This window comes from Pseudomonas sp. 2024-210, from assembly GCF_045062345.1.
GTDB lineage: Bacteria > Pseudomonadota > Gammaproteobacteria > Pseudomonadales > Pseudomonadaceae > Aquipseudomonas.
Map to the genome: position 1 here is coordinate 215,363 of NZ_JBJGEJ010000003.1, position 26,040 is coordinate 241,402.

Sequence of the window (26,040 nt, forward strand, 5' to 3'; positions counted from 1 at the left end):
CTCAATGGCGCGACACGGCAGAGCAATCTATAAGTAGAGGGGTTAAAAAAACATTAAGGAGTGCCCTGCCCATGTGTCTGATTGTCTTCGCTTGGCGCCCCGGCCACGCACAGCCTCTGGTCGTTGCGGCCAACCGTGATGAGTTTTACGCGCGCCCCAGCAAACCGCTGGCCCATTGGGCCGAGTCGCCGCAGGTGTATGCCGGTCGTGATCTTGAAGCCGGCGGCACGTGGCTGGGGATTGGCGCCAACGGCCGATTTGCTGCGCTGACCAATATTCGTGAACCGCACAAGCCCCCGGCCCGACGGTCACGAGGGGAGCTGGTGTCTGACTTCTTGAGCGGTGACATTTCGATCGGGGAATATTTCAACGAAGTGGGTCGCCGTTCGGTGGATTACGCCGGGTTCAATTTATTGTTGGGTACAGCCGATCAACTGTGGCATTTCAATTCCAGCGAGCTGGCTGCACAGCCCGTGGAGCCAGGCCTTCACGGCATCTCAAACGCCGGCCTGGATACCCCTTGGCCCAAGTTACTGAAAGCCAGAGCGGCGCTGAATGAAGTGCTTGTCGACCCACAGCCTCAAGCGTTGATGGCGCTGCTCAAAGATACGCAGACGGCGCCCTTTAGCGAGCTGCCAGACACCGGAGTCGGGTTGGCGACCGAGAGTTTGCTATCGAGTGTGTTTATTGCCAGCCCCACCTACGGAACACGCGCCAGCACCGCGCTGATCGTCAATGCAGACGGTTCGAGGGTGATGGTGGAACGCAGTTATGGACCTTCGGGCGCGCGGTTGGGGGAAGTGACGTTGACGGTGTGACCGCTACCCTCACCCCAACCCTCTCCCACAGGGAGAGGGAGCTGATACGGGGTGCTGCGCAAATCTGCTGTTGCCTTTAGTACCCCTCCCTCAGGGAGAGGGCGCTGATACGGGGCGCTGCGCAAATCTGCTATTGCCTTTAGTCCCCCCTCCCTCCGGGAGAGGGAGCTGATACGGGGTGCTGCGCAGATCTGCTGTTGCTTTTAGTCCCCTCTCCCTCCGGGAGAGGGAGCTGATACGGGGTGCTGCGCAAATCTGCTGTTGCTTTTAGCCCCCTCTCCCTCCGGGAGAGGGTTAGGGTGAGGGGCTTTTGATTTTCAGCGTGCTTTGCGCACACCTTCCGCCAGTGCCGCACACAAGCTCAGCACGCCATCAATGGCTTGCTCGGGCGTTGCAGCATTTTCGATCTTGTCGATCAACGCCGAACCCACCACCACACCATCTGCCAACCGGGCAATCGCCGCCGCCTGCTCCGGGGTGCGAATCCCGAAACCCACGCTGATCGGCAAATCGGTATGGCGTCGCAGACGCTCGATCGCCGTGCTCACCTGCTCAGTCGTCGCAGAACCCGCACCGGTCACACCCGCTACCGAGACGTAATACACAAAGCCCGAGCTACCGGCCAGGACCGTTGGCAGACGAACATCGTCCGTCGTCGGCGTGGTCAGACGAATGAAATCCAGACCCGCCACCTGCGCCGGGTCGCACAACTCACCGTTATGCTCAGGCGGCATGTCGACAACGATCAGGCCATCCACGCCCGACTCTTTGGCCTCAGCAATAAAACGTGCCACACCGTAGTGGTGAATAGGGTTGAAATAGCCCATCAGCACCAGCGGCGTATCCGTGTTGTCTTCACGAAATTCGCGAACCATTTGCAGGGTTTTCGCCAGATTTTGCTTGGCGCCCAAAGCCCGGATATTGGCCAGCTGAATGGCCGGGCCATCTGCCATAGGGTCAGTGAAAGGCATGCCCAGCTCGATCACATCCGCGCCCGCTGCAGGCAGTCCCTTGAGAATGGCCAAAGAGGTGGCGTAATCCGGGTCACCCGCGGTGACGAAGGTCACCAGCGCGGCGCGGTTTTGTTCTTTAAGATCGGCAAAACGCGTTTGCAGGCGGCTCATCAGTGTTTCTCCTGCTGGGACTGTTCCATGTGGTGCATCACGGTTTGCATGTCTTTGTCGCCTCGGCCCGACAGGTTGACCACCATCAGGTGATCGGCTGGCAGGGTCGGTGCACGTTTGAACACTTCAGCCAGGGCATGGGCGCTTTCCAGTGCCGGGATGATGCCTTCAAGACGGCAGCACTTATGAAATGCATCCAGGGCTTCATCGTCAGTGACCGAGGTGTACTCAACGCGACCAATGTCGTGCAACCACGCGTGCTCTGGGCCGATACCTGGATAGTCCAGGCCTGCGGAAATCGAATGCGCGTCGATGATCTGCCCATCGTCGTCCTGAAGCAGGAAGGTGCGGTTGCCGTGCAGTACGCCCGGCTCGCCACCATTGAGGCTGGCTGCGTGCTTGCCGGTTTCAATGCCGTAACCCGCCGCTTCAACACCGATAATTTCAACGCTGGTGTCATCCAGAAACGGGTGAAACAGGCCCATGGCATTGGAGCCACCGCCGATACACGCCACCAGACTGTTTGGCAGACGACCTTCCTGTGCGTGCATCTGGTCGCGGGTTTCCTTGCCGATGACCGCCTGGAAATCACGCACCATTGCAGGATAAGGATGTGGCCCGGCCACGGTGCCAATCAGGTAGAAGGTGTCATCAACGTTGGTCACCCAATCACGCAGGGCTTCGTTCATCGCATCTTTGAGGGTGCCTGTGCCCGCCACAACCGGGATGACTTCGGCGCCCAGCAACTTCATGCGGAACACGTTGGCCTGTTGACGCTCGATGTCAGTGGTGCCCATGTAGATCACGCATTGCAGGCCAAAACGTGCGGCCACAGTGGCCGTTGCCACGCCGTGCATGCCTGCGCCCGTCTCGGCGATGATGCGTTTTTTACCCATGCGCCGGGCCAGCAGAATCTGGCCAATGCAGTTGTTGATCTTGTGCGCCCCGGTGTGATTCAACTCTTCGCGCTTGAGGTAAATCTTGGCGCCGCCGCAGAACTCAGTCAGACGCTCGGCGAAATAAAGCGGGCTGGGACGACCCACGTAATCACGCTGGAAATAGGCCAGTTCTTTAATAAACTCAGGATCAGTCTTGGCCCGCTCATACTCACGATCCAGATCAAGGATCAGCGGCATGAGGGTTTCGGCCACGTAGCGGCCACCGAATGCGCCAAAAAGGCCATTGGCATCAGGGCCGGTACGCAAGGTTGATTGGGTCATGTGACACTCCAGCTGAAAAGGTACGAAGGTCGATGGACCTGACTGTAACCGCGACAGCGCGGGATGAAAACCGATAAGATCGCTACAACCTGTCAGGAAAACTCACAGATATCATGAGCCGAGACCTCCCCCCCCTTAATGCCCTTCGTGCATTTGAAGCGACTGCTCGCTTGGGCACCGTCAGCCTTGCAGCGGATCATTTGAATGTCACCCACGGCGCCGTTAGTCGGCAATTGAAAGTATTGGAAGAGCACTTGGGCGTCAGCCTGTTCGTGAAGGAAGGACGCGGCCTGAAGCTGACTGAGGCCGGTATCCGTCTGCGCGATGCCAGCAGTGAAGCCTTTGAACGATTGCGTAATGTGTGCGCCGAAATCACACAAAGCCACGACAACGCGCCGTTTGTTCTCGGGTGTTCAGGCAGCTTGCTGGCGCGCTGGTTTATCCCACGGCTAGGCCGTTTGAATGCCGACTTGCCAGATTTGCGCCTGCACCTGTCTGCCGGTGAAGGCGATCTGGACCCCCGTCGACCCGGCCTCGATGCGTTGCTGGTGTTTGCCGAGCCACCGTGGCCAGCCGACATGCAGGTGTACGAGTTGGCCAGTGAACGCATCGGGCCGGTCATCAGCCCACGTTTCGCCCGCTATGAGCAACTGAGCAAGGCACCTGCCAGTGCGCTGCTTGAAGAGCCGTTATTGCACACCACGTCGCGGCCACAGGCATGGCCAAGGTGGGCGCAGCAAAACGCGCTAGACCCGAAAGCGTTGAAATACGGGCAAGGGTTTGAGCATTTGTATTATTTGCTGGAGGCAGCGGTGGCGGGACTGGGTGTAGCGATCGCCCCCGAGCCGTTGGTGGCTGAGGATTTGAAGGCGGGACGCCTGGCTGCGCCTTGGGGCTTCAAGGAAACCTCGGCACAGCTGGCATTGTGGCTGCCCAAGCGCGCCGCTGACGGACGCGCCCGGCAACTGGCGCAATGGCTCAAGGCTGAGCTTGCACGCAGCGCGGTAAATTAGTTACCGCGTTTGCACATCAGAAAGGCGGCCAGCAGACCCAGCGCGCCGATTGCAACGCCAGCGGTGGCATACGGATGCTCCTGCGCGTATTCGCGGGTAGCCACTGCTGTTTCACGCGTTTTATCTTTCACTTCTTCGTAGGCATCGGTGATCAGATGACGAGAGTGTTTCAGTGCGCTTTCTGCATTGCTTTTGAGTACTTTCAGGGTCTTCTGGGACTCCTCGGAAGCGTCGTGCTTGAGGCTTTCCAGCGACTTGAGCAGGCTTTCGATCTCTGCTTCCATACTTTGCAATGATGCTTTACGTAGAGAATTGCTAGCCATTAGGGCTCTCCTGCATTGATGAGTGAGGTGCTTGTTAAGTCCGACTACAGGGGTTTGAGAAAGTGCAGTTGAACTGAACTTTTCCTTTCAAATCGTCCACAAAGTATTTAGCACAATCGCTGCTAGGCTTTGATCTACGACAAAGGAGAACGTTATGTCTGACCACCACACCTACAAAAAAATCGAACTGGTAGGCTCGTCCCCGAGCAGCATAGAAGACGCCATCAGTAATGCACTGGCCGAAGCCAACAAAAGCATCAAACATATGGAATGGTTTGAAGTGATCGACACCCGTGGGCACATCAAGGACGGTAAGGTGGCGCATTATCAAGTCACGCTTAAAGTCGGTTTCCGTATTGCCAACAACTGATCCGAAGCACGCTTTTGACCCGCGGACTGGCCGATTGCCATAAAGTCCGCTACACCATCAGGGTGCAACGCGGCACATGCGCGTTGCACCCTTTTGTTTTGACTGGGGAATGTGACCGATGAAAAAGATTTTATTGGCGGCAGGCTTACTCAGCCTCGCCGGAACCGCGTTCGCAGCGGGCAAGCCGTGCGAAGAGCTGAAAAGTGAAATTGCCGCGAAGATTGATGCCAAAGGTGCTGTTGGCTATTCGCTGGAAGTCGTTGATAAAGGCGCCAGCACAGATGGGAAGGTCGTAGGCTCGTGCGAAGCCGGTACCAAAGAAATTGTCTACAAGCGCGGTTGAGTGTGAAAAAAGCCGACATACGTGTCGGCTTTTTTGTGGCTCACATACGTAAAGGGTTACGCCTCTTTTAAAACCTGCGCCAGCAACTTATACGAATGAATGCGATCGGCGTGCTCATACAAATCACAGGTGAAAATAAGTTCGTCCGCCTGAGTTTGCTCAACCAGCACCTCAAGTTTGGCGCGAATTTTCTCTGGGCTACCGACCATTGCCAGGCCCAAAAAGCTCATCACCGCGTCTTTCTCGTGAGGCAGCCACAGGCCTTCCATTGTCTTTACAGGCGCACGCTGAACCAGACTTTGGCCGCGCATCAACGCCAGAATCCGCTGGTACACGGAGGTTGCCAAATACTCGGCATGCTCGTCCGTATCGGCAGCGACCAAGGGCACCCCGAGCATGACGTAAGGTTTGTCGAGAACGGCTGAAGGCTTGAAGTGATTGCGGTACACACGAATCGCCTCATGCATCAAACGCGGTGCGAAATGTGACGCGAAAGCGTACGGCAAACCGCGCTCACCGGCCAACTGTGCGCTAAACAGGCTGGAACCGAGCAACCAGATAGGCACTTGGGTGCCCGTTCCCGGCATGGCGATCACCCGTTGATCCGGCGTGCGTGGGCCCAAGTAACGGGCCAGCTCAGCCACGTCTGCGGGGAAGTCGTCTGAACTGCCGGAGCGCTCGCGGCGTAAAGCACGGGCGGTCATCTGGTCAGACCCCGGCGCACGGCCAAGGCCCAAGTCAATACGGCCCGGATACAGGCTTTCCAGGGTGCCGAACTGCTCGGCAATCACCAGCGGTGCGTGATTGGGCAGCATGACACCACCCGATCCCACGCGAATGGTCGACGTGCCACCCGCCAGGTAACCGATTAACACTGACGTCGCAGAACTGGCGATGCCGTCCATGTTGTGGTGTTCAGCCACCCAAAAACGGTTGTAGCCGAACTTTTCCACATGCTGTGCCAAGTCCAGCGAATTGCGCAGCGACTCGGCGGCGCTGCCATTTTCACGCACAGGCACCAGATCGAGAGTCGAGTATTTGATATCACACAAACGTGTCATGGCCGGCTTCTCCTAAATGGACGCAGGCCATGACGCTCGCCAAGACCTGCCAGTGTTCATTCAATATGGGCATATACCCGAGTTTCAATAGCAGCCTAAGAATTGAGCTACAAAAAAAGACGATTGGTCTTACAAGGTGAACTTTGTGATGAGGTCTACCCTCACAACTCCAGTCAGGCGTGAAAACTTTGCGCCGCTCTTCAGGAGGCACGTATGAGTATCAAAAAGAAAGCATCGGCTCATTGGGAAGGCGACCTTAAAACCGGCATCGGCTCCATCTCCACAGAAACCGGCGTGTTACGCGAAGCCCCGTATGGCTTCAAGGCGCGCTTTGAAGGCGGTAAAGGCACCAACCCCGAAGAACTGATCGGCGCAGCCCATGCGGGTTGTTTTTCCATGGCGCTGTCGATGATTCTCGGTGATGCCGGGCTAAAAGCCGACAGCATCGACACAACAGCCGAAGTCACGCTGGATCAGGTCGATGGCGGTTTCGCGATCAGTGCCGTTCACCTGATTCTCAAGGCTAAAGTTCCGGGAGCGACTCAAGAGAAGTTCACTGAGCTGACCAACAAGGCCAAAGAAGGCTGCCCGGTGTCCAAGGTGCTCAATGCCAAAATCACCCTGGACGCGACACTGCTGAGCTAAATCGGCGCTGGCTGCTCCGTTGTGCGAGAGCGCAACGCGGGTAGCCATATGGCCCTGGGTTGCGGCAGATCAGATGCGTGAAGCGGTAAATGTGATTGGGTGATCACTCATCGCGTCAGACCATGACTTAGCGTTGTGCCATAAGGGAGTTTCCACCATGAAACGTTTCGCTTTAGCTGTCATCTGCTGCGCCATGACCACTTCGATACTCGCCGCTCCAAAGCCGTGCGATGAACTGAAGGCTGAAATTGAAGCCAAAATTCAGGCCAAGGGCGTGGCAGCCTACACATTGGAAGTCGTGACCAACGACGAAGTACACGACCAGAACATGGTGGTGGGTACGTGCGAAAACGGCACTAAAAAGATCATTTATCAAAAGAACGACGCCTGATCGCTACGGCAAGCAGTTCACCCGTCGCTCCTCGGTCAACACCTCACCCTGAGCGTTGTACAGCCGGGCGTACGCGTTGAATCCCAGAGAGCGTGCTTGCAGCCGGTAACGTTGTCCCGGCTGGAAGTTGTCGTAATCCAGCGTGATGTAACACAGGCGCTCCTGAGGGTCGCTGAACAGACTCCTGCCACCGACCATCACCTCATAATCGAAACGCACCATCAACTCATGCCCCCCGGGCGTGACTTGAAAATAACGCCCGTCTGCCACGCGCTGGCCATCTAGACGTTCAGCCATCACCAACTTGCCCGAAAGTGTCTGAAGATCGACCCACGCCATGTTCGGGTCTACCGGGGGCAACGGCGTGCTGGCACAGGCACTGAGCAAGCAGCCTACGAGCAACAACAGAAGGGTGCGCATGGTGTTATCCACAAGATGATGAAAGATAAGCATAGCGTTGAACGCTCGCAGAGGCTGCAAGGCTGTTCTCTTGAGTGCCCTCCCAGTAATCTTGCCTCACACCCCCACTGGAACGCGTTATGACAATGCGTATTCGCTGCCTGCTGGCCTTCGCCTTGCTGTTACTGCTCAGCGGTTGTTCCAGTGTGCGCTATTACTCACAACTGGCCACTGGCCAATGGCATTTACTGAAGTCACGCGAGTCGGTTGAGGCGCTGATTGCCGACCCGCAACAGCCCATCGCTTTGCGCCAGCAACTGACCCAAGCACAGGCGGCGCGCACCTTCGCCACCCAGCAGTTGCACTTGCCCGATAACCAGAGCTATCGCCTGTACGCCAATCTTCAGAGACCCTTTGTGGTGTGGAATGTCTTCGCCACGCCAGAATTTTCACTGACGCCTATCACACACTGTTTTCCTATTGCCGGGTGCGTGGCCTACCGAGGCTATTACAGTCAGGGCGACGCACGAGGCGAAGCGGCCCTTGCGCGCCAGCAAGGCAGAGATGTGTTTATCAGTGGCGTCGAGGCCTACTCCACCTTGGGTTGGTTCGACGACCCGATCCTCAACACCATGCTGAACTGGGGCGATGAGCGTTTGGCGACGCTGATTTTTCATGAATTGGCGCATCAGCGGGTTTACGTCAAAGACGACACGGCGTTCAACGAGTCTTTCGCCAGCTTTGTTGAGCAGGAAGGCACGCGCCAATGGCGAGCACACCAAGGCTTGCCACCCCTCCGCACGAAAGGCACGCAGCAACGCGATCAATTTATTGAGCTGGTGTTGGGCACCCGTCAGCGCTTGCAAACACTCTATGAACAACCCTTGCCAGAGCCCGTCATGCGCCAGCGTAAAGAGCAAGAATTTGAGCGTATGCGCCATGAATACCGACAGCTGCGCGACCAGCAATGGGGCGGTAATCGCGGCTATGAGGCATGGGTCAATTCACCGATGAACAACGCAAAGCTTCTGCCGTTTGGCCTCTATGACCAATGGGTGCCCGCCTTTGCCGCCCTGTTCAAAAAATCGGGAAATGATTGGCAGGCATTCTATGCCGAAGTTGAAAAGGTCGGCCAATTGCCGCCTCTTCAGCGTAACGCCGCTTTACGCCAGTGGGCCGCCGCCCATTAGCGGGTCTTTAACCAGGCCATCAAGGCACAAGACGCAAACGCGCTGGTGCTGCAGGCACCACTGCTTAAGGCAGCCCGTAGTCGTGGAATATCGGCTTTCATCATGTAACTCGCCCCATCCTTGAAGTGCGCGTTTTCGCCATAACCGCCCTGAGTCATCTCCTCCAGGGCGTCCTCTTTACTCCAGTCCTGCACAACCACCCGGTACATGGCAGCTATCAAGCCCGTGCGATCCACGCCGTGCTTGCAGTGCATCAGCACTGGGCCTTGCGCTTGTGCTGTCTGAATGGCCCGCAAAGCGGCCACTACATCGGCGTCATCGACATGATGGGTGCGATACGGCAACTGGACTTGTTGGATGGCAGAGGTTTTCAACCAGCGGTCATCTGACTCCGACAAGAAGTTGATAACGGTGCGGATGTGCAGCGCGTCAAGCAGAGGGTTAGCGGCGTCGTCCGGCAAGGCGCTGCGGTACAAGGTCGGCGACATTTGATACAGGTTGTAGTGCTCATTAATGGGTTGGGCCCATTGATTGAGCCGGGGTGGTGATGGCTCATCGGCCCACGTCAGGGGCATCGTACACGGGGATAAAAGTGTCAGGCACAGCGCAATCAAAAACCGGGACTTAGGCATTTCTGTTCGATCACTTCATCTGGAAATTATTGTAAGAGGTGATCAGGTTGTGCAAATCACGATCAAAATCGCGTGAGTAGTTTGTAAAAGAATCATGACGGGGTGGCATTCAGGTGCGGCAAAATTACGCATGAAACGATTCATCGACTGCCCGGGCCTGTTAGTATTTGTAACTAATAGTTGCCTGCGTGTGCTGTTTGCCGATCGATTTCGGTTCGTGCTGCTACCAAAACGACAAACTGCCATTGAGCAGTTGTAACCCGTGATTGCCCGATGAGAGGCCCCCTTGAATGTCTGATCAAGACAACCCGCGGCGTGAGTTTTTGCGCAAAACCCTGACCCTGATTCCCGTGGTCACCGTTGCCAGCACTGGCTTGGGTGGCTCCATGATGATGACCACGCCTGCGGTCGCCGCGCCTGAACCACAACCGCGCCATACAACCCCTGCCCAAGCGTATGAGCCAACTTGGTTCACCGCTGAAGAGTGGGCGTTTGTAAACGCGGCCGTAGCACGCTTGATCCCGGCTGACGAGCAAGGCCCCGGCGCATTGGAAGCGGGTGTACCTGAATATATTGATCGGCAGATGAACACCCCTTACGCCACCGGCGCTCTGTGGTTTATGCAAGGCCCTTTCAATGCCGACGCCGCACCCGAGATGGGCTGGCAGAGCAAACTGGTGCCTCAGCAGATTTATCGCTTGGGCATTGCCGCTACGGAGGCACTGTGCAAAAAGGCCTATAACTCAACATTTGCTGGCCTAGACAGCGCTACCCGAGACAAAGTACTCATGCAGTTGGAGGCTGGTAAGCCTGACTTCGAGAGCGTCCCGGCCAAAATGTTTTTCAGCTTTTTGCTGCAAAACACCAAGGAAGGCTTCTTTTGTGACCCCATTCACGGCGGCAACAAAGGCATGGTCGGCTGGACCATGATCGGCTTCCCCGGCGCTCGCGCTGACTTTATGGATTGGGTAGAACGCAATGAGCAGTACCCCTTCCCCGCCGTATCCATTCGCGGCGAGAGGGCTTGAGCATGTCGACCGTTATGAAAAAAGTTGATGCAGTCATTGTCGGTTTCGGCTGGACCGGCGCGATCATGGCCAAAGAGCTGACGGAAGCGGGCCTGAATGTTGTGGCCCTTGAGCGTGGCCCGATGCAGGACACTTACCCGGACGGCAATTACCCGCAGGTCATCGACGAACTGACCTACAGCGTGCGCAAGAAGCTGTTTCAGGACGTCTCGAAAGAAACCGTGACCATTCGCCACAGTGTCAACGATGTGGCGCTGCCCAATCGTCAGCTGGGCGCTTTCCTGCCGGGCAACGGAGTCGGTGGCGCGGGCTTGCACTGGTCGGGCGTGCACTTTCGAGTCGACCCTATAGAACTGCGCATGCGCAGCCATTACGAAGAGCGCTACGGCAAAAAATTCATTCCTGAAGACATGACCATTCAAGACTTCGGCGTCAGCTATGAAGAGCTGGAACCGTTTTTTGACTATGCCGAAAAAGTCTTCGGCACCTCGGGTCAGGCCTGGACTGTCAAAGGCCAATTGGTAGGGCAAGGCAAAGGCGGCAACCCTTACGCGCCGGACCGCTCCCATCATTTCCCGCTCGAATCACAGAAAAATACTGTCTCGGCGCAGTTGTTTCAGAAAGCCGCCAATGAAGTAGGTTACAAGCCTTACAACTTGCCCTCTGCCAACACCTCAGGGCCTTACACCAACCCTTATGGCGCGCAAATGGGGCCGTGCAATTTCTGCGGCTTTTGCAGCGGTTATGTCTGCTACATGTATTCCAAAGCGTCACCCAACGTGAACATTCTGCCCGCGCTCAAGCCGTTGCCCAACTTTGAGCTGCGCCCCAATGCTCATGTGATCCGGGTCAATCTGGACAGCACTAAAACCAAAGCCACGGGGGTTACCTACATCGACGCATCGGGCCGTGAAATCGAGCAACAGGCCGATCTGGTGATTCTGGGTGCGTTCCAGTTTCACAATGTGCGGTTGATGCTGCTCTCGGGTATCGGCAAGCCATACGACCCAAAAACCGGTGAAGGTGTGGTGGGCCGTAATTTCGCTTATCAAAACATGGGCACCATCAAGGCCTATTTCGATAAAGACGTGCACACCAATAACTTTATCGGCGCGGGCGGCAACGGCGTGGCGATTGACGACTTCAACGCAGACAACTTCGACCACGGCCCGCACGGCTTTGTCGGCGGCTCGCCGATGTGGGTGAATCAGGCAGGCAGCCGCCCGATTGCGGGCACGTCCAACCCGCCGGGGACCCCGGCCTGGGGCAGCGCCTGGAAAAAAGCCACTGCCGATTACTACACCCACCAAGTGTCGATGGACGCCCACGGTGCGCATCAGTCTTACCGTGGCAACTACCTTGATCTTGATCCGGTGTACCGCGATGCCTATGGCCAGCCGCTCCTGCGCATGACCTTCGACTGGCAAGAAAACGACATCAAAATGAACCGTTTCATGATGGAAAAAATGGGCAAGATCGCCGAGGCGATGAACCCCAAAGCCATCGCGCGTATAGGCAAGCAGGTGGGTGACCACTTCAACACCGCGTCGTACCAGACCACTCACCTCAACGGGGGAGCGATCATGGGCACCGACCCGAAAACCAGCGCGCTCAATCGTTACTTGCAGAGCTGGGATGTGCATAACGTATTTGTGCCGGGCGCATCGGCCTTCCCGCAAGGTTTGGGCTACAACCCCACAGGTCTGGTGGCGGCTCTGACCTATTGGTCGGCGCGGGCAATCCGCGAGCAATACCTGAAAAACCCCGGCCCACTGGTTCAGGCATAAGGAGCGATGACCATGAAAGCAGTTGTTATCGCGACCCTGACCTTGCTGGGCAGTTTCTCGGCGGTTGGCGCTGAAGTTGACCCGCAGGCGCTGATCAAGCAAGGCGAATACCTGGCCCGCGCCGGCGATTGCGTGGCCTGTCACACGGTCAAGGGCGGCAAGCCTTTCGCTGGCGGCCTGGCGATGGAAACCCCGATTGGCACCCTTTACTCGACCAATATCACCCCTGATCCGAGTGGCATCGGGGCTTACAGCTTTGATGATTTCGACAAGGCGGTGCGTCATGGCATTGCCAAAAATGGCAGCACCTTGTATCCGGCCATGCCCTACCCGTCCTATGCGCGGGTTAATCAGGCCGATATGCAGGCGCTGTATGCCTACTTTATGAAAGGCGTTGAGCCCGTCGCTCAAGCCAACAAAGATTCGGATATTCCCTGGCCGATGAGTATGCGCTGGCCTCTGGCGATGTGGCGTTGGGCCTTTGCGCCCGCGGTAGCGGACTTCACACCAGTAGCAGGGCAAGATCCAGTCGTGAGCCGTGGTGCTTATCTGGTGGAAGGGCTTGGACATTGCGGCGCTTGCCACACGCCCCGGGCACTGACCATGCAGGAAAAGGCGCTGGGTGCCAACGACGGCAGCGCATTCTTGTCGGGCAGCGCCCCGCTGGAGGGCTGGATCGCGAAAAATCTGCGGGGCGACCATAAGGATGGACTCGGCAGTTGGGACGAAGCGCAACTGGTGCAGTTCCTGAAGACGGGGCGCAGCGACCGCAGTGCGGTCTTTGGTGGCATGAGCGATGTGATTGAACACAGCATGCAGTACATGTCGCAGGCTGATTTGACAGCCATTGCCCGCTATTTGAAGTCCTTGCCTGCCGTCGACCCGGCAGACAAACCGCATAAATACGATCCCGCGGTGGCTGATGCCTTATGGAACGGGGATGACAGCAAGCGCGGCGCGGCGGTGTATATCGACAACTGCGCCGCGTGTCATCGAACCGACGGTAACGGTTACAAGCGGGTATTCCCTGCGTTGGCGGGTAATCCGGTGTTGCAATCAGAGGACCCGACTTCGCTGATTCATATTGTGCTTAAAGGTGGAACACTGCCCGCCACCCATACCGCGCCTTCGACCTTCACCATGCCGGCCTTTGACTGGCGCCTGTCGGATCAGGAGGTGGCCGATGTGGTCAATTTCATCCGTACCAGTTGGGGCAACAAGGGCGGCGATGTGATGGCGGATGATGTTAAGGGCATGCGCGACTAACCGTCTTTTGCCAGGGCTCCCACCGTTTTAATACCTGCTGAGCCAGGGGTGGGAGCAGGCTTGCCTGCTCAGCCCAACACCCGCCAGATCAGGTTAGCCAAAGAACCAGTAGCAAACGCTAATGGCCGCCACCACGCCCGCAAACTCGGCCAGCAAGGCACACCCTACCGCATGTCGCGCACGCTGAATGCCCACGGCACCAAAGTACACGGCCAGTACATAAAAGGTGGTTTCCGTACTGCCCTGAACCGTCGCCGCCACCAGTGCCGGAAAGCTGTCCACCCCTTGGGTCTGCATGGTTTCGATCAGTAAAGCGCGGGCCGCACTGCCCGAAAACGGTTTGACCATCGCGGTCGGCAAGGCGTCGACAAAACGAGTGTCCCAGCCCAGCCATTCAACCGCATGACGAATGCCGTCCAGGCCAAAATCCAGCGCCCCCGAAGCCCGTAGCACCCCTACCGCACACAGCATGGCAACCAGATAAGGCAGCAGGTTTTTTGCCACATCGAAGCCTTCTTTGGCGCCTTCGACGAATGCTTCGTAGACCTTGACCTTGCGCAGTGCGCCTATCACCAGAAACAGCATGATCAAACCAAACAGCGTCAGGTTGCCCAGCAGGGAAGACAGGCTCGCCAGTGCCGCCGCCGACAAACTCGCCAGCAATGCCATAAACCCGCCAAGGATCAACGCCCCCGGGATGAGGTACGCCAACACCACCGGGTCCCACAGGCGCAAGCGCTGCATAACGGCCACCGAGAGCAGGCCAACAAGTGTCGAGGCACTGGTCGCCAGCAGAATAGGCAGAAACACCAGTGTCGGGTCGGGTGCACCCTGCTGAGCCCGATACATGAAGATGGTGACCGGCAATAACGTCAGCGATGATGCGTTGAGCACCAGAAACAGGATTTGTGCATTACTGGCACTGGTCGGGCTGGGATTCAGCTCTTGCAAGGCGCGCATGGCTTTAAGGCCGATCGGCGTGGCCGCGTTATCCAGACCTAAACCATTGGCCGCAAAGTTCAAGGTAATAAACCCCAGCGCGGGATGGCCAGAAGGGACTTCCGGCATGAGGCGTTTGAACAGAGGCCCCAGCGCCCTGCCCAGCCAGTCTACGATCCCGGCCTTCTCGGCAATACGCAAAAACCCCAGCCACAAGGTCAGCGTACCGAACAGCAGCACCATGACTTCAACCGAAAGCTTGGCCATGGCGAAGATGCTTTCCACCATCGCCGCGAAAATTCCGGCATTGCCACCCACAAGCCATTGGGCAAGTGCCGACACCGTAGCGACGACAAAAAAGCTGAGCCATAGGCCGTTGAGCATCGGAAAACTCCTAGAAAGTACGGCGAATGATAGCGGCCATAACCCAGAAACAACAAACCCCGGACAAGTCCGGGGTTTGGGAGCGAAGCAGCCTTGAGCGATTATTCGCCTTTTGGCAGGGCTTCCTTGCTGCGCCAGTGCGGCAGCGAGTTCCAGTAACGTTCGCCTTTGGCCTGATCGTACATGCCTTCCCAGCGGGAAATAACCAGCACGGCCAACGCGTTACCAATCACGTTCAACGCGGTACGGGCCATGTCCATGACACGGTCGACACCGGCGATAAAGGCAAGGCCTTCCAGCGGGATACCGACACTGCCCAAGGTGGCCAGCAGCACCACAAAGGAAACGCCCGGTACACCGGCGATGCCTTTAGAGGTCACCATCAAGGTCAGTACCAGCAGCAGTTGCTGGCTGATCGACAGGTCAATGCCATACAACTGGGCGATGAAGATCGCCGCAATGCTTTGGTAGAGCGTCGAACCGTCAAGGTTGAACGAGTAGCCGGTCGGCACCACAAAGCTACAGATCGCTTTCGGGCAGCCGTAGGCTTCCATCTTCTCGATCACACGCGGCAACACGGTCTCAGAGCTGGCGGTGGAGTACGCCAGTACCAGTTCGTCCTTGAAAATGCGCATCAGCTTGAGCACAGAGAAGCCGAACAGCTTTGCAATCAAGCCCAGTACCGCAAACGCGAAGAACAGAATGGCGGCGTAAACCAGCACCACCAGTTTGGCCAGCGGCACCAGCGACGCGAAGCCGAAGTTGGCCACGGTGACAGCGATCAGCGCAAACACACCAATGGGTGCGTAGTTCATGATCATGTGTGTCACTTTGAACATTGACTCGGACACGCCCTGAAAGGTTCTCACCAGCGGGTCGCGCAACTCAGCGTTCAAGCTGGACAAGCCAAGACCGAACAGCACCGAGAAGAAGATGATCGGCAACATTTCACCGCGAGCCATGGCCGCGAAGATGTTGGAGGGGATCAGGTTAAGGATGGTCTCGATGAACGCATGTTCATGGGTGACCTCGGCGGCGGTGGCTGCGTATTTCGAAATATCGACCGTGCCCAGGGTGCTCATGTCGATCCCGGCACCAGGCTGGACCACATTGGCAAGCACCAGACCGACCAGAATCGCGATGGTGGTCACGACCTCGAAGTAAATGATGGTTTTAAACCCGATACGACCAAGCTTCTTCGCATCCCCAACGCCTGCAATCCCGACAACCAGTGAAGAAATCACAATTGGGATCACGATCATCTTGATCAGACGGATAAAGATATCGCCAGCAGGTTGCAGAACGTTACTGATCCACCAGGCCTTTTCAGCACTGAAATGGTTGAGCAGCGCGCCGATTGCAATCCCGAGGACCAGACCGATGAGGATCTGCCAGGCGAGGCTAAGTTTTGCCTTCTTCATGTCATTACCCTTACTTCAAGTGGACTCGGGCAGAAGCACAAGCTAGAGCGCTCAGAAAGCGCACAAAGCCAATGCATCCACCCCCGTAGAAGGTCGCCCAAAACGAACCATACTGGCTCTTTGGCAGGCGAAAAAAGGCGCAACTATTCCCATGCAGGAGTAAACCGTCTAATGCCGTAAACGCCTACCCTATGCCGAATCGGCATGGGGATTGTCAGACAAGAGCTTATACACCTGGACGTTAGAACGGTAATAGTAGACGACATAAGCGCCGTACACCGGCTGTTTCAAGGTCTTTGATGTAGCGATTGGCGGTTAAATTTCAACCTCAGCCATCAGAAATATCTGACAACACAAATCGGAAATGCAGAAGAAATGATTTTGCGGATAGTCGATATACGGTCGACGTTTCTCACACCTGTCCAAGCCACATTCAGAATGAAAAAAATCAATTGGCTGAAGGGATTAGGAGAAATACGAGAGGGGGGACAACGCTTGAAACGAATGGCTTCAACGCACAGTTTGCACCCCGAAAGAGCGCTGCGATAAACGCTATACCGCTTATCGCAGCGTCCTGTGCTGCCTGATCGGTGTTAGCGATCAATACCAGTTGGGGTCTTTCTTCAACTGCTCTTTAAGCAAGGCCTGAACACCTTCATCAGGCTCGCCCAAAAAACGGTAATCGGCATGACGCGTCGGTGACTTGTCGGCAGGTAACCCTGCAGGCACCTCTACTAACATCGCGTAGGCATGTTTCTTGTCAAAGCTGACGGCCACAATCAGGCGCTTGTTAAGGCACGTTTGCGCTGTTTCACATAAAGGGCCGACCAAGTATTTGTCGCCATCTTCTATGACCGCGGTCATTTGCTCAGCACTGCCTGAAAGGTTAATCACCCACTCAGGAAGGCGCTCTTCCTTTTTCACGACCTGCTGCCACGCCTGCCGATATTCAGGATCATTCAGTAAATGGTCAGCATACGACTGGCCTGCATTATCGGCCAAGGCCATGGCACTGCCGCCCATCAACAGGGCGGCAACCATTGCCTTATAAGAGAGGCTCAACATACTCAGCCTTTACCGCGACGGCCAAAGATGAAGGACACCACGAACATTACCAGGAACACGACAAAGAGAATCTTGGCGATGCCGGTCGCGGTGCCTGCAATACCACCGAAGCCCAAGACTGCAGCGATGATGGCGATAATCAGGAAGGTAATAGCCCAACTCAACATGGTGATTCTCCTTATTTACTGTGCGAAAGGGGTAAAGCCAGTCTTGCTACATGAAACCCCAACCAGGGCCTCATGGTTGTGAACACTTAAAACACCCAACGTTCCGGTGCAGGTTGCGAATTTGCAATCTGCGTGTCTTCAGCCGCAGCCAGATCAAATCGACCTGCGTCCTGCACCCGGGTGACCAAGGCATTGGACTTGATCGCGGTGAAATGCTTCTGCTGCTTATTAATCACGGAGTAAGCGGCGTCAGGCGCCTGGGCTTGCTCCCAGCGAGCGAATTGCTGACCACCGATCAGCGTCACCATCAACGTCAGGCTGGCGAACAGACCCTGTTGAAGATGCCGTGAAGAGATACGCATGCCGGCGAAACCTTGACGATTCATGCTCAAACTCCTGCCAATCAGTGGTTAATAAAGGGGGAGGTCGACAGCGATAGCCCGCTGTACGACTTCGTAACTATGTATTGCAGGGCACATGCCAACTTTTATAAAAACAAAAAAGACATATATATCAATGACTTACAATCGATTATCGAACTGAGTAACGCTCATCCTGCACGATGCCCGAAAGATCGGTCGTGCGTTCTGCACGACTCTTGCGGTGTAATAAATGAAGACCTTGGGTAAACACGAGACAGGCACTCAACGTAAAATCTGGCAGGCGCAGTTAATTCTTCAAAATCAGCACGTTAGGGAATGCAGCGGTGCGTCTTCCCTGCTAGCCTCCAAACAATCCTGAAAAATCATGCAACTTGCCCGATTATTCCGACACTAACGAAGATCACTTATTGAGGAAGGCCGGACATGGAATCAGCCAAAGAAAAGCAGGGCCGCATTCTGCTGGTCGACGACGAGTCCGCCATCCTGCGCACATTTCGCTATTGCCTCGAAGACGAGGGCTATACCGTCGCCACAGCCAACAGCGCGGCGCAGGCCGAAGCGCTGTTACAACGCCAGGTGTTTGACCTGTGCTTTCTGGACTTGCGCCTGGGCGAAGACAATGGCTTGGATGTTCTGGCCCAAATGCGCACGCAAGCACCGTGGATGCGGGTGGTGATCGTCACGGCTCACTCGGCAGTCGATACCGCGGTCGATGCTATTCAGGCCGGTGCGGCAGATTATCTGGTTAAGCCCTGCAGCCCTGACCAGTTGCGCCTGGCCACCGCCAAACAGCTGGAAGTGCGCCAACTGTCGGCCCGCCTCGAAGCCCTTGAAGGTGAGGTGCGTAAACCCAAAGATGGGCTCGACTCCCATAGCCCAGCCATGATGGCGGTGCTGGAGACCGCCCGTCAGGTGGCCGCTACGGATGCGAATATTTTGATTTTGGGTGAGTCCGGCACGGGTAAAGGCGAGCTGGCCAAGGCAATTCACAGTTGGAGCAAACGGGCCAAAAAAGCGTGCACCACGATTAACTGCCCATCACTGACCGCCGAACTGATGGAGAGCGAACTGTTCGGTCACACCCGAGGTGCGTTCACCGGCGCCAGCGAAAGCACATTGGGCCGGGTCAACCAAGCGGACGGCGGCACATTGTTCCTGGACGAAATTGGTGACTTCCCGCTGACACTACAACCCAAGCTACTGCGCTTTATTCAGGACAAGGTGTATGAGCGTGTAGGTGACCCCGTGACCCGCAATGCCGATGTGCGCATTCTGGCGGCCACCAACCTCAATCTTGAAGACATGGTGCGTGATGGCCGTTTCCGCGAAGATCTGCTCTATCGCCTGAATGTCATTACCTTGCACCTGCCGCCTCTGCGCGAGCGCAGTGAAGACATCTTGACCTTGGCCGACCGCTTTCTGGCACGCTTCGTTAAAGAATATGCCCGCCCGGCCCGAGGGTTCAGCGAAGCGGCGCGCCTGGCGCTGGCCAATTACCGATGGCCGGGCAATATTCGCGAGCTGCGCAACGTGGTGGAGCGCGCAAGCATTATTTGCCCTCAAGAGGTGGTCGAAATCAGCCACTTGGGCATGGCCGAGCAAACAGTGCCAAACACCCCGCGCATCGGCGCGGCACTGAGCCTCGACCAACTGGAAAAAGCCCACATCGGCGCAGTGCTGGCCACCAGTGAGACGCTGGATCAAGCTGCCAAAACCTTGGGCATTGATGCTTCTACGCTCTACCGCAAGCGCAAGCAGTACAACTTGTGAGCCAGCTGCGATGAAACTGGCGATCAAGTTACGAACCAGGCTGTTTCTCAGTATCTCGGCATTAATCACGGTGGCGCTGCTGGGGCTAGGGCTCGGCGTCGTCAGCGTGATGCAAATGGCCAAGACCCAGGAAGCATTGATCCGCAATAACACCGTCACCCTTGATCTGGGACTCAAGCTGCGTCAAACCTTGGGTGACCACCTCATCCTGCTGTTGCGCAACCACGAGGATCCTCAGGCTTTACAAGCCGCAACGCGCCAATACCTGGCCTTGCTGGACCAGGGCATTGAGCATGAGCGCAATAACCATCTGCACAGCGGTTTTGCTCAGGCCCGTATCGATTACGAAAACTTTTTAACCGCCCTGGATGAAGCCCAGCGTAATACCTTGGACCTGAGCTCTGACAGCGAACTGACCAATCGCTTCAATCAGTTGCGCAACGGCTTGATCGCCGAACATCGCCAAGCACTCGACAACATCTATAACGCGCAGGCTGCCGCCCGTGACCGCGCGCTGATCATTGCCTTGTTGCTGGGGCTGATCGGGCTTGCGGTGCTGATCATCGGTTTTATTACCGCTCATGGCATTGCCCGACGCTTTGGTGCACCCATCGAAGCGCTGGCCAAAGCGGCTGACAATATAGGCAAGGGCAACTTTGAAGTGGTACTGCCGCTCTCTTCAGCCGCCGAAATGAACCTGCTGACACGGCGCTTCGGAATCATGGCCGAGGCCTTGCGACAGCATCAGGCGACTAATGTCGATGAGTTACTGGCCGGCCAGCAACGGCTTCAAGCCGTGCTCGACAGTATTGATGACGGCTTATTGATGGTTGATCCGCAAGGACGCCTGGAATTATTGAATCCGGTGGCTCAACGCCAATTAGCCTTGACTGACGCGCTTCAGGGTCAATCACTGGGCGAAGCGTTCAGCCGCCCGGAGTTGGATCAGCAACTGCGCACCGTTTTGCGCGGAGGCAGCCTTGAGCGCGCGCCTGAAGATTTGAGCGTAGTGATTGAAGGTGAAAATCGACTGCTGACCTACAGCCTCACACCGGTAAGTCAACCTAAAGGCCCCATTCTGGGCGCAGTCATGGTGCTGCATGATGTGACCGAGCAGCGCGCGTTTGAGCGTGTGCGCAGTGAATTTGTGCTGCGGGCGTCTCATGAATTACGAACACCGGTGACAGGCATGCATATGGCCTTTGGGCTTTTTATGGAGCGCGCGCGCTTTGACCCGCAATCCCGTGAGCTGGACTTGTTAAACACAGTCAGCGAAGAAATGCAGCGGCTCATGCAGCTCATCAATGATTTGCTGAATTTCTCCCGTTATCAAAACGGCATGCAAAAGTTGTCGGTGGCACCTTGCGACATTGAGCAAATGCTCAAAGACACACGCGAACGTTTCGCCGTAGAGGCCGCGGGCAAGCTGATAGAGATCCAGATCGACCTGCCAGTACCGTTGCCAGCGCTTAACGCCGACCGAGCGCAACTGGATCGAGTGCTGGATAATTTGGTGGAAAACGCTCTGCGGCATACCCCAAGCGGCGGGCAAATCCGGCTACAAGCACGACGTCATGGCGAGCGAGTCATTATCAGTATCGAAGACAATGGCGAAGGCATTGCCTATGGCCAACAAGGGCGCATATTCGAGCCCTTCGTTCAGGTAGGCCGTAAAAAAGGCGGTGCAGGGCTTGGCCTGGCGCTGTGCAAAGAGATTGTGCAGCTGCATGGCGGCCGCATTGGCGTGTACTCCCGCCCGGGCCAGGGCACGCAGTTCTACATGGCCCTGGCGCTATAACCTGTGCGTCAATTCATCGGCTTTTTTGGGTGTTGAGCACGTTCAAAATGGCTGCACTTTCAGCATCGGGCGTGCCATCGAATTTCGAGGGACGGAAATGCATCTGAAAGGCAGCCAGTACATGACGGGTGGCCACATCCAGTTCCCCCGTCTGCGGCGTTTCGTAGCCCAATAACGCTAACTGTTGCTGAAACCAGGTGATGCTAGGCATCTCGCTGGCAAATCGTGCTTGCTCGCGGGCAACGGCCTGTTCATTTGGCCAGACACCAAAGCCCGCTTGTGCCAATCGCTTCCACGGAAATAGCGGGCCGGGATCAAGCTTGCGCAGTGGCGCAATATCACTGTGGCCAATAATATTTTGCGGATCAATTTTGTAGCGCGTCGAAATGTCCTTGAGTAGCGCGATCAGTGCTTGAATCTGCCCTTCGGTGTAGGGGTACCAAACTCGCCCGCTTGGCGTATCTCGATAGCCTTTATTGACGATTTCGATACCGATGGAACTGGAGTTGAGCCAGGTACGTCCTTTCCATTGGCTTTCACCCGCGTGCCAGGCCCGCTGGTTTTCATCCACCAGCTTGTAAATCGTGGGCGGTGCATCGCCAATCAAATAATGGCTGCTGACCGGGCCTGTCGTCAGCAATTGCAAAGAATGCTCAAGGGAGGTCGAGGTGTAATGAAGCACCACAAACTGCACACGACTGTCCTGATTGGCCGAAGGATGGCTGGTATCCATACGAGGGCCGCTGGCGCAGCCAGCCAGCAGTGCAAGAGACATGAGAAGCGCAGGTAATTTCATGGCAGAGGCCACACAGGAAAATGTTAATGGGCCAGCATACCTTACTGATCCTGTCTGTATCTGACACCGCATGCCTTTATAACGCAGTGCCCTGTTCATCTGAGGGCTGCACAGCCTTGTCTGAAATCGACTCAACACAATTTCGGCCTTTGTATTTAGCCTGATAGAGCGCTTCGTCAGCCCGTTTGAGCACCTGTTCGCCCCGATCGCCCGCTTTGAACGCTGAGACACCGATTGATACGGTGATGGTGACCGGCTCGCCTTTGAAATGGAACGGGCAGGCCTCGATTGCAGCCCGCAATTTTTCGGCGAGTGCAATGCCCTCAGCCAGCGCAGTACCGGGCATTAACAGCACAAACTCTTCGCCACCAAACCGGGCCATAAAGTCGCCCGCCCGCAGGTGTTTGCGCAGTTGTGCCGCGATGATTTTGAGCACCTTGTCACCCGCCAGATGACCGTAACCATCATTGATGCGTTTGAAATGATCAAGGTCGAGCATGGCGATCAGCAGGGGGTTGCCGCGAGTCTGCCAATGGGCAACTTCCAGCGCCAGCCGCTCGGCCCAGGCGGCACGATTAGGCAAACCGGTCAGCGGGTCGATCAGGGCTTTCTTGCGTTGTTCTTCCAAGTGGTCTCGGTAACTTTGGGCCTGCTGTTCCATTTGCACCACGCGCTCGGCCAGCCCATGCAGATGCACCGCGACTTCTTGTTCGCGCGCGTCCCGTTGCTGGCGGTGCTGGTTCAGCGTGCCGAGCAGCCCTTCAAGACGATTATCCAATAAATGCTTAAGGCTCGGCAGGTCGACGGCGTCGTGCAGGCTGCTTTGCAACCCGTCGACGTGTTCGCGCAACTGGTCATGCAGGTCAGCCGCTGCACTGCGACCTTCTGCGTGACCTTCACTCGCCGCTTGCAGGTTGTTCTGGATGACCTCAAGACGCCCATCGAGCTGCTTGAGGTAAGCCTCGAATTCATGCTGGCCACTGTCGGTCACGGCTAACATCAACACGGCCAGATCGTCGAGAATAGGCAGCAATTCGTACCAGTTAAGGCCTTTTTCGAGACGTAATTGCAAAGCTTGCGCTTGCGGCCGATGGTGCTCGGGCAGCGACAGGTCGCTGAGTAACCCGAGCAGTGTGGACTCAATATGCACCGCAACCGAGCTATAGGACGGCTCAGGGGTTTCTGGCAAGGCATACCCGGTATCTGAATCGGCTGGGGCACAAGCTTCGGCGATCTCAATGGAGGCGATGTCGCTCTGATCTTCAGGCAGGCTACGTGCGGCGTCACTTTGCGGCGTATCAGGCTCTCGTGCGCCCTTTGAAGCGTGTTCAATACAGGTTTCAGGTGCACGTATCTCTGGCTCCGCCAACCGCTGCTCAGGCGGCTGCTCAACGTCCAAAGACGTGTGACCATCTTCAACAGCGGGTTGCTGCCCGTCGTCAACAACCCGTAAAGGCTCGCCGGGGTCCCCGCAAGCAGTGGGCCGAGGTGAGGCGACTTCAAGCAATGGAGCAAGTTCGGGCGGCCTCGTTTGCCTGCCATCAGCCCCGAACAGCCGTTGAAACAACCCTGGCTTGACGGGCTCAGACTCGTGTACTTGCCGTCCCAGTACCAAACCTTGCAACTGGCTGAGTTCGCCAAGCAACAGGGGGATTTCGCGCGTCTGGGTCACCCGGCTGTCGAGCTGCTTGGCAAACGCCTTTAGCGGCTTGCTGACTTCTCGGGGCAGCGGCATGGCTTGCAACTGGGTGACCAGGGCAGTGAGCGCGGTGCTGATTTGCTCGACACGGGTTTCGCGACGCTGCTCGGAATCGAGCACGGCCTTTTCGAGGCGCGGCAGCAAAGCCGCCAGCGCAGCGTCCATGTCATCCGTGCGCACGGCTTCGCGCATCTCTTTCATGCACTGGTCGACGGTACGGTCTGTACCCTCGGCGGCCAGCGTGCTGCGTACCAAGCCACGGCGCAGCAAGTCAAAGCGGGCATTCCAGCGCCGCTCAAGCTTTTCGTGTTGCTCGATACTTTTGAGGTACTTTTCTTTCCAGCGCTCAGCGTCGTCGGCGGTCATGCAAGGGGCTCATTGCCGGTCGGGCTTGCCACGGGCAACGAATCGACGCCCACAGAACCGGGCAGGCGTATATCAACCGCCACAGGCAAATGGTCAGAAATGGGTTGATCCAATACCTGCACGCGTTCAAGTGTCAGGCTGGGACTGAGCAAAATATGGTCAAGGCAACGTTGTGGCCGCCAGCTGGGGAAAGTGGCCTCCAGTTGTGGCGCCAGCAAACCGAGGTCGCGCAAAGGGGACGTTTGTAACAGGTCTGCGGCATGGGTATTCATATCGCCCATCAGCACTTGATGCTGATAGCCGCTCACCAGCTCGCGAATATAGGCCAGTTGCAGCGTTCGGGTTTTGGTGCCCAGCGCCAAGTGCATGATCACCACAGCCAGCGCGTCTGCACCTTCACCAAAGCGCACCAGAATGGCACCACGGCCCGCAGGGCCGGGCAGGGGATGATCCTCAATCGCTGAAGGACGCAGCCGGCTGAGCACGCCGTTGCTATGCTGGGCCAAGCGTCCGAGGTTGCGATTGAGTTGTTGATACCAATAGGGGAATTCGCCCTGCTGGGCGAGGTACTTCACCTGATTGACGTAGCCAGATCGATGGCTGCCGCCATCCGCTTCTTGCAATGCCACCAGATCAAAGTCGCTCAGCAAATCGCCAATTTTATCCAGATTACTCGTCCGCCCTTTGTGTGGCAGCACGTGCTGCCAACTACGGGTCAGATAATGGCGGTAACTTTGCGTGCTGTTACCGACCTGAATATTGAAACTGAGCAACCGTAAACGTCGGTCATCCGGCAACCCGCAGGTCGCCAGATGATCCTCATTGACCTGCGCTTCGTGCAGACCAACGATTCGTTCGCTTCTCCAGCGGCGCATAGAGGAGGGCGCCGCTTAGTTTTTAGCCGTTTTTGCTGCGCGTTCTTTGGCGATCAATTGATCAGCAACGTTCAACGCCTGCTCAGGGCCACCTGCCGTGCCGAGATCAAAGCGGTATTTGCCGTCAACGACCATGGTCGGCACACCCGAAATCTCATATTTTTTAGCGAGATCTTTGGCTTTGGCAATCTGACCCTTGATCGCAAACGAGTCGAAGGTCTGCAGGAATTTTTCTTTATCGACGCCCTGAGTGGCCAGGAAATCAGCCATTTCGGCCTTGTCGGTCAGACGCTTGCCTTCTTTCTGGATGGCGTTGAAAACCGCCGCATGAACCTTGTGCTCAACACCCATGGCTTCAAGGGTCAGGAACATTTGACCGTGTGCGTCCCAAGGGCCGCCAAACATGGCGGGCAGGCGAACAAAATTCACGTCGGAAGGCAGTTTCTCAGCCCAAGGGTTAACGACAGGTTCAAACGCGTAGCAATGGGGGCAGCCATACCAGAACAGCTCTACCACTTCGATTTTGCCGGGCACGGCAACGGGTACAGCGTTGCTCAGCTCAATGTATGTTTTACCCGCTTCGAGCGGTACATCAGCAGCGTGAGCGGTCATGCCAAACAGGGTGGCACTGACGAGAGCGGCGCTGAGAATCAGGTTACGCATGCTTTACTCCTGGACATCGTGAGGTCGCTTCAACGTGACCTGTCTGACAGGCCCGTTGTAACTTGAGTTCGGTAGTGTAGCGGTAGATGCTACGAAAAAGGGCA

At 56.5% G+C, this 26,040-nt stretch carries 27 protein-coding genes; 12 read left to right on the top strand and 15 right to left on the bottom strand.

Features of this window, described 5'->3' with window-relative positions; translation table 11 throughout:
• The first annotated feature begins 71 nt into the window (after positions 1-71).
• A complete protein-coding gene (locus ACI7MX_RS05685) occupies positions 72-818 on the top strand; it encodes an NRDE family protein (RefSeq protein ID WP_405584225.1) in 747 nt (248 codons plus the stop codon).
• A gap of 317 nt (positions 819-1,135) precedes the next feature.
• Here ACI7MX_RS05685 and trpA read toward each other — a convergent pair whose 3' ends face one another.
• Together trpA and trpB are read right to left on the bottom strand one after the other, a co-directional pair.
• A complete protein-coding gene (gene trpA, locus ACI7MX_RS05690) occupies positions 1,136-1,942 on the bottom strand; it encodes a tryptophan synthase subunit alpha (protein ID WP_314482963.1) in 807 nt (268 codons plus the stop codon).
• Positions 1,942-3,162, bottom strand: a complete 1,221-nt coding sequence (trpB, locus tag ACI7MX_RS05695) for a tryptophan synthase subunit beta (RefSeq protein WP_405584222.1) — start codon at positions 3,160-3,162, stop codon at positions 1,942-1,944. The genes trpA and trpB overlap by 1 nt, the downstream gene beginning before the upstream one ends.
• Positions 3,163-3,275: 113 nt before the next feature.
• Here trpB and ACI7MX_RS05700 point away from each other — a divergent pair, with 113 nt between their 5' ends.
• A complete protein-coding gene (locus ACI7MX_RS05700) occupies positions 3,276-4,175 on the top strand; it encodes a LysR family transcriptional regulator (RefSeq protein WP_405584219.1) in 900 nt (299 codons plus the stop codon).
• Here ACI7MX_RS05700 and ACI7MX_RS05705 read toward each other — a convergent pair.
• Complete coding sequence (locus ACI7MX_RS05705) at positions 4,172-4,498, bottom strand: DUF883 family protein (RefSeq protein ID WP_314482954.1); 327 nt, start codon at positions 4,496-4,498, stop codon at positions 4,172-4,174. The genes ACI7MX_RS05700 and ACI7MX_RS05705 overlap by 4 nt on opposite strands.
• Before the next feature lie 154 nt (positions 4,499-4,652).
• Here ACI7MX_RS05705 and ACI7MX_RS05710 point away from each other — a divergent pair, with 154 nt between their 5' ends.
• Positions 4,653-4,868: a dodecin gene (locus ACI7MX_RS05710; protein WP_314482951.1), complete on the top strand. Its 216-nt coding sequence runs from the start codon at positions 4,653-4,655 to the stop codon at positions 4,866-4,868.
• 118 nt (positions 4,869-4,986) lie between these two features.
• Positions 4,987-5,211, top strand: coding sequence for a DUF1161 domain-containing protein (locus ACI7MX_RS05715; RefSeq protein ID WP_314482948.1), 225 nt, complete (start codon positions 4,987-4,989; stop codon positions 5,209-5,211).
• Between the two features lie 56 nt (positions 5,212-5,267).
• On the opposite strand, the gene ACI7MX_RS05720 is transcribed toward ACI7MX_RS05715, so the two are convergent.
• Positions 5,268-6,272: an LLM class flavin-dependent oxidoreductase gene (locus ACI7MX_RS05720; RefSeq protein WP_314482944.1), complete on the bottom strand. Its 1,005-nt coding sequence runs from the start codon at positions 6,270-6,272 to the stop codon at positions 5,268-5,270.
• A 213-nt stretch (positions 6,273-6,485) separates the two neighbouring features.
• Between ACI7MX_RS05720 and ACI7MX_RS05725 the strand changes: the two genes are divergently transcribed.
• Together ACI7MX_RS05725 and ACI7MX_RS05730 are read left to right on the top strand one after the other, a co-directional pair.
• Complete coding sequence (locus tag ACI7MX_RS05725) at positions 6,486-6,917, top strand: OsmC family protein (RefSeq protein ID WP_314482941.1); 432 nt, start codon at positions 6,486-6,488, stop codon at positions 6,915-6,917.
• A gap of 157 nt (positions 6,918-7,074) precedes the next feature.
• The gene (locus ACI7MX_RS05730; RefSeq protein ID WP_314482939.1) at positions 7,075-7,308 is read left to right on the top strand and encodes a DUF1161 domain-containing protein; all 234 of its coding nucleotides are present in this window, start codon (positions 7,075-7,077) and stop codon (positions 7,306-7,308) included.
• Between the two features lie 3 nt (positions 7,309-7,311).
• Here the strand turns inward: ACI7MX_RS05730 and ACI7MX_RS05735 are convergent, their stop codons facing one another.
• Complete coding sequence (locus ACI7MX_RS05735; protein WP_405584212.1) at positions 7,312-7,728, bottom strand: hypothetical protein; 417 nt, start codon at positions 7,726-7,728, stop codon at positions 7,312-7,314.
• Between the two features lie 119 nt (positions 7,729-7,847).
• On the opposite strand from ACI7MX_RS05735, the gene ACI7MX_RS05740 reads away from it, so the two are divergent.
• Positions 7,848-8,897, top strand: coding sequence for an aminopeptidase (locus ACI7MX_RS05740; protein WP_405584209.1), 1,050 nt, complete (start codon positions 7,848-7,850; stop codon positions 8,895-8,897).
• Here the strand turns inward: ACI7MX_RS05740 and ACI7MX_RS05745 are convergent.
• Positions 8,894-9,529 carry a dual specificity protein phosphatase family protein gene (locus ACI7MX_RS05745; protein ID WP_405584206.1) on the bottom strand — a complete coding sequence of 212 codons (636 nt, stop codon included), beginning with the start codon at positions 9,527-9,529 and terminating at the stop codon, positions 8,894-8,896. The genes ACI7MX_RS05740 and ACI7MX_RS05745 overlap by 4 nt on opposite strands.
• A gap of 290 nt (positions 9,530-9,819) precedes the next feature.
• Between ACI7MX_RS05745 and ACI7MX_RS05750 the strand changes: the two genes are divergently transcribed.
• The 3 genes from ACI7MX_RS05750 to ACI7MX_RS05760 are packed head-to-tail and all read left to right on the top strand — an operon-like array spanning position 9,820 to position 13,610.
• Complete coding sequence (locus ACI7MX_RS05750) at positions 9,820-10,557, top strand: gluconate 2-dehydrogenase subunit 3 family protein (protein ID WP_405584203.1); 738 nt, start codon at positions 9,820-9,822, stop codon at positions 10,555-10,557.
• A gap of 2 nt (positions 10,558-10,559) precedes the next feature.
• Positions 10,560-12,344: a GMC family oxidoreductase gene (locus ACI7MX_RS05755; protein WP_314482925.1), complete on the top strand. Its 1,785-nt coding sequence runs from the start codon at positions 10,560-10,562 to the stop codon at positions 12,342-12,344.
• Between the two features lie 12 nt (positions 12,345-12,356).
• Complete coding sequence (locus ACI7MX_RS05760) at positions 12,357-13,610, top strand: c-type cytochrome (RefSeq protein WP_405584199.1); 1,254 nt, start codon at positions 12,357-12,359, stop codon at positions 13,608-13,610.
• Between the two features lie 93 nt (positions 13,611-13,703).
• Here ACI7MX_RS05760 and ACI7MX_RS05765 read toward each other — a convergent pair whose 3' ends face one another.
• The 5 genes from ACI7MX_RS05765 to ACI7MX_RS05785 all read right to left on the bottom strand — a co-directional run bounded on the left by ACI7MX_RS05765 (position 13,704) and on the right by ACI7MX_RS05785 (position 17,972).
• Positions 13,704-14,933 (bottom strand): nucleoside recognition domain-containing protein, encoded by a 1,230-nt coding sequence (locus ACI7MX_RS05765; protein WP_314482920.1) that lies wholly within the window; start codon positions 14,931-14,933, stop codon positions 13,704-13,706.
• 101 nt (positions 14,934-15,034) lie between these two features.
• Entirely contained in the window at positions 15,035-16,354 is a 1,320-nt protein-coding gene (gene gltP / locus ACI7MX_RS05770; protein ID WP_314482916.1) for a glutamate/aspartate:proton symporter GltP, read from the bottom strand.
• Positions 16,355-16,954: 600 nt separating this feature from the next.
• Entirely contained in the window at positions 16,955-17,419 is a 465-nt protein-coding gene (locus tag ACI7MX_RS05775) for an inhibitor of vertebrate lysozyme family protein (protein ID WP_314482913.1), read from the bottom strand.
• A 2-nt stretch (positions 17,420-17,421) separates the two neighbouring features.
• A complete protein-coding gene (locus ACI7MX_RS05780; RefSeq protein ID WP_122786217.1) occupies positions 17,422-17,586 on the bottom strand; it encodes a DUF1328 domain-containing protein in 165 nt (54 codons plus the stop codon).
• An 86-nt stretch (positions 17,587-17,672) separates the two neighbouring features.
• Positions 17,673-17,972 carry a hypothetical protein gene (locus ACI7MX_RS05785; protein ID WP_314482909.1) on the bottom strand — a complete coding sequence of 100 codons (300 nt, stop codon included), beginning with the start codon at positions 17,970-17,972 and terminating at the stop codon, positions 17,673-17,675.
• Positions 17,973-18,392: 420 nt separating this feature from the next.
• On the opposite strand from ACI7MX_RS05785, the gene algB reads away from it, so the two are divergent.
• Positions 18,393-19,739 (top strand): sigma-54-dependent response regulator transcription factor AlgB, encoded by a 1,347-nt coding sequence (gene algB, locus ACI7MX_RS05790; RefSeq protein WP_314482907.1) that lies wholly within the window; start codon positions 18,393-18,395, stop codon positions 19,737-19,739.
• Between the two features lie 10 nt (positions 19,740-19,749).
• Positions 19,750-21,537 (top strand): ATP-binding protein, encoded by a 1,788-nt coding sequence (locus ACI7MX_RS05795; protein WP_405584192.1) that lies wholly within the window; start codon positions 19,750-19,752, stop codon positions 21,535-21,537.
• 13 nt (positions 21,538-21,550) lie between these two features.
• Here the strand turns inward: ACI7MX_RS05795 and ACI7MX_RS05800 are convergent, their stop codons facing one another.
• From ACI7MX_RS05800 to dsbA, 4 genes are all read right to left on the bottom strand, one after another.
• Positions 21,551-22,333, bottom strand: coding sequence for an N-acetylmuramoyl-L-alanine amidase (locus ACI7MX_RS05800; protein WP_314482903.1), 783 nt, complete (start codon positions 22,331-22,333; stop codon positions 21,551-21,553).
• A gap of 76 nt (positions 22,334-22,409) precedes the next feature.
• A complete protein-coding gene (locus tag ACI7MX_RS05805) occupies positions 22,410-24,398 on the bottom strand; it encodes a GGDEF domain-containing protein (RefSeq protein WP_405584189.1) in 1,989 nt (662 codons plus the stop codon).
• Complete coding sequence (locus ACI7MX_RS05810; RefSeq protein ID WP_405584186.1) at positions 24,395-25,273, bottom strand: endonuclease/exonuclease/phosphatase family protein; 879 nt, start codon at positions 25,271-25,273, stop codon at positions 24,395-24,397. Before ACI7MX_RS05810 ends, ACI7MX_RS05805 begins: the two co-directional genes overlap by 4 nt.
• Before the next feature lie 15 nt (positions 25,274-25,288).
• Positions 25,289-25,936 (bottom strand): thiol:disulfide interchange protein DsbA, encoded by a 648-nt coding sequence (dsbA, locus tag ACI7MX_RS05815; protein WP_314482898.1) that lies wholly within the window; start codon positions 25,934-25,936, stop codon positions 25,289-25,291.
• Between the last annotated feature and the right edge of the window lie 104 nt (positions 25,937-26,040).

Bases quoted from the DNA above. Each gene is read 5' to 3' on its own strand.
- ACI7MX_RS05685 (WP_405584225.1), top strand. From the start codon at position 72: ATGTGTCTGATTGTCTTCGCTTGGCGCCCCGGCCACGCACAGCCTCTG.
- trpA (WP_314482963.1), bottom strand. From the start codon at position 1,942: ATGAGCCGCCTGCAAACGCGTTTTGCCGATCTTAAAGAACAAAACCGC.
- trpB (WP_405584222.1), bottom strand. From the start codon at position 3,162: ATGACCCAATCAACCTTGCGTACCGGCCCTGATGCCAATGGCCTTTTT.
- ACI7MX_RS05700 (WP_405584219.1), top strand. From the start codon at position 3,276: ATGAGCCGAGACCTCCCCCCCCTTAATGCCCTTCGTGCATTTGAAGCG.
- ACI7MX_RS05705 (WP_314482954.1), bottom strand. From the start codon at position 4,498: ATGGCTAGCAATTCTCTACGTAAAGCATCATTGCAAAGTATGGAAGCA.
- ACI7MX_RS05710 (WP_314482951.1), top strand. From the start codon at position 4,653: ATGTCTGACCACCACACCTACAAAAAAATCGAACTGGTAGGCTCGTCC.
- ACI7MX_RS05715 (WP_314482948.1), top strand. From the start codon at position 4,987: ATGAAAAAGATTTTATTGGCGGCAGGCTTACTCAGCCTCGCCGGAACC.
- ACI7MX_RS05720 (WP_314482944.1), bottom strand. From the start codon at position 6,272: ATGACACGTTTGTGTGATATCAAATACTCGACTCTCGATCTGGTGCCT.
- ACI7MX_RS05725 (WP_314482941.1), top strand. From the start codon at position 6,486: ATGAGTATCAAAAAGAAAGCATCGGCTCATTGGGAAGGCGACCTTAAA.
- ACI7MX_RS05730 (WP_314482939.1), top strand. From the start codon at position 7,075: ATGAAACGTTTCGCTTTAGCTGTCATCTGCTGCGCCATGACCACTTCG.
- ACI7MX_RS05735 (WP_405584212.1), bottom strand. From the start codon at position 7,728: ATGCGCACCCTTCTGTTGTTGCTCGTAGGCTGCTTGCTCAGTGCCTGT.
- ACI7MX_RS05740 (WP_405584209.1), top strand. From the start codon at position 7,848: ATGACAATGCGTATTCGCTGCCTGCTGGCCTTCGCCTTGCTGTTACTG.
- ACI7MX_RS05745 (WP_405584206.1), bottom strand. From the start codon at position 9,529: ATGCCTAAGTCCCGGTTTTTGATTGCGCTGTGCCTGACACTTTTATCC.
- ACI7MX_RS05750 (WP_405584203.1), top strand. From the start codon at position 9,820: ATGTCTGATCAAGACAACCCGCGGCGTGAGTTTTTGCGCAAAACCCTG.
- ACI7MX_RS05755 (WP_314482925.1), top strand. From the start codon at position 10,560: ATGTCGACCGTTATGAAAAAAGTTGATGCAGTCATTGTCGGTTTCGGC.
- ACI7MX_RS05760 (WP_405584199.1), top strand. From the start codon at position 12,357: ATGAAAGCAGTTGTTATCGCGACCCTGACCTTGCTGGGCAGTTTCTCG.
- ACI7MX_RS05765 (WP_314482920.1), bottom strand. From the start codon at position 14,933: ATGCTCAACGGCCTATGGCTCAGCTTTTTTGTCGTCGCTACGGTGTCG.
- gltP (WP_314482916.1), bottom strand. From the start codon at position 16,354: ATGAAGAAGGCAAAACTTAGCCTCGCCTGGCAGATCCTCATCGGTCTG.
- ACI7MX_RS05775 (WP_314482913.1), bottom strand. From the start codon at position 17,419: ATGTTGAGCCTCTCTTATAAGGCAATGGTTGCCGCCCTGTTGATGGGC.
- ACI7MX_RS05780 (WP_122786217.1), bottom strand. From the start codon at position 17,586: ATGTTGAGTTGGGCTATTACCTTCCTGATTATCGCCATCATCGCTGCA.
- ACI7MX_RS05785 (WP_314482909.1), bottom strand. From the start codon at position 17,972: ATGAATCGTCAAGGTTTCGCCGGCATGCGTATCTCTTCACGGCATCTT.
- algB (WP_314482907.1), top strand. From the start codon at position 18,393: ATGGAATCAGCCAAAGAAAAGCAGGGCCGCATTCTGCTGGTCGACGAC.
- ACI7MX_RS05795 (WP_405584192.1), top strand. From the start codon at position 19,750: ATGAAACTGGCGATCAAGTTACGAACCAGGCTGTTTCTCAGTATCTCG.
- ACI7MX_RS05800 (WP_314482903.1), bottom strand. From the start codon at position 22,333: ATGAAATTACCTGCGCTTCTCATGTCTCTTGCACTGCTGGCTGGCTGC.
- ACI7MX_RS05805 (WP_405584189.1), bottom strand. From the start codon at position 24,398: ATGACCGCCGACGACGCTGAGCGCTGGAAAGAAAAGTACCTCAAAAGT.
- ACI7MX_RS05810 (WP_405584186.1), bottom strand. From the start codon at position 25,273: ATGCGCCGCTGGAGAAGCGAACGAATCGTTGGTCTGCACGAAGCGCAG.
- dsbA (WP_314482898.1), bottom strand. From the start codon at position 25,936: ATGCGTAACCTGATTCTCAGCGCCGCTCTCGTCAGTGCCACCCTGTTT.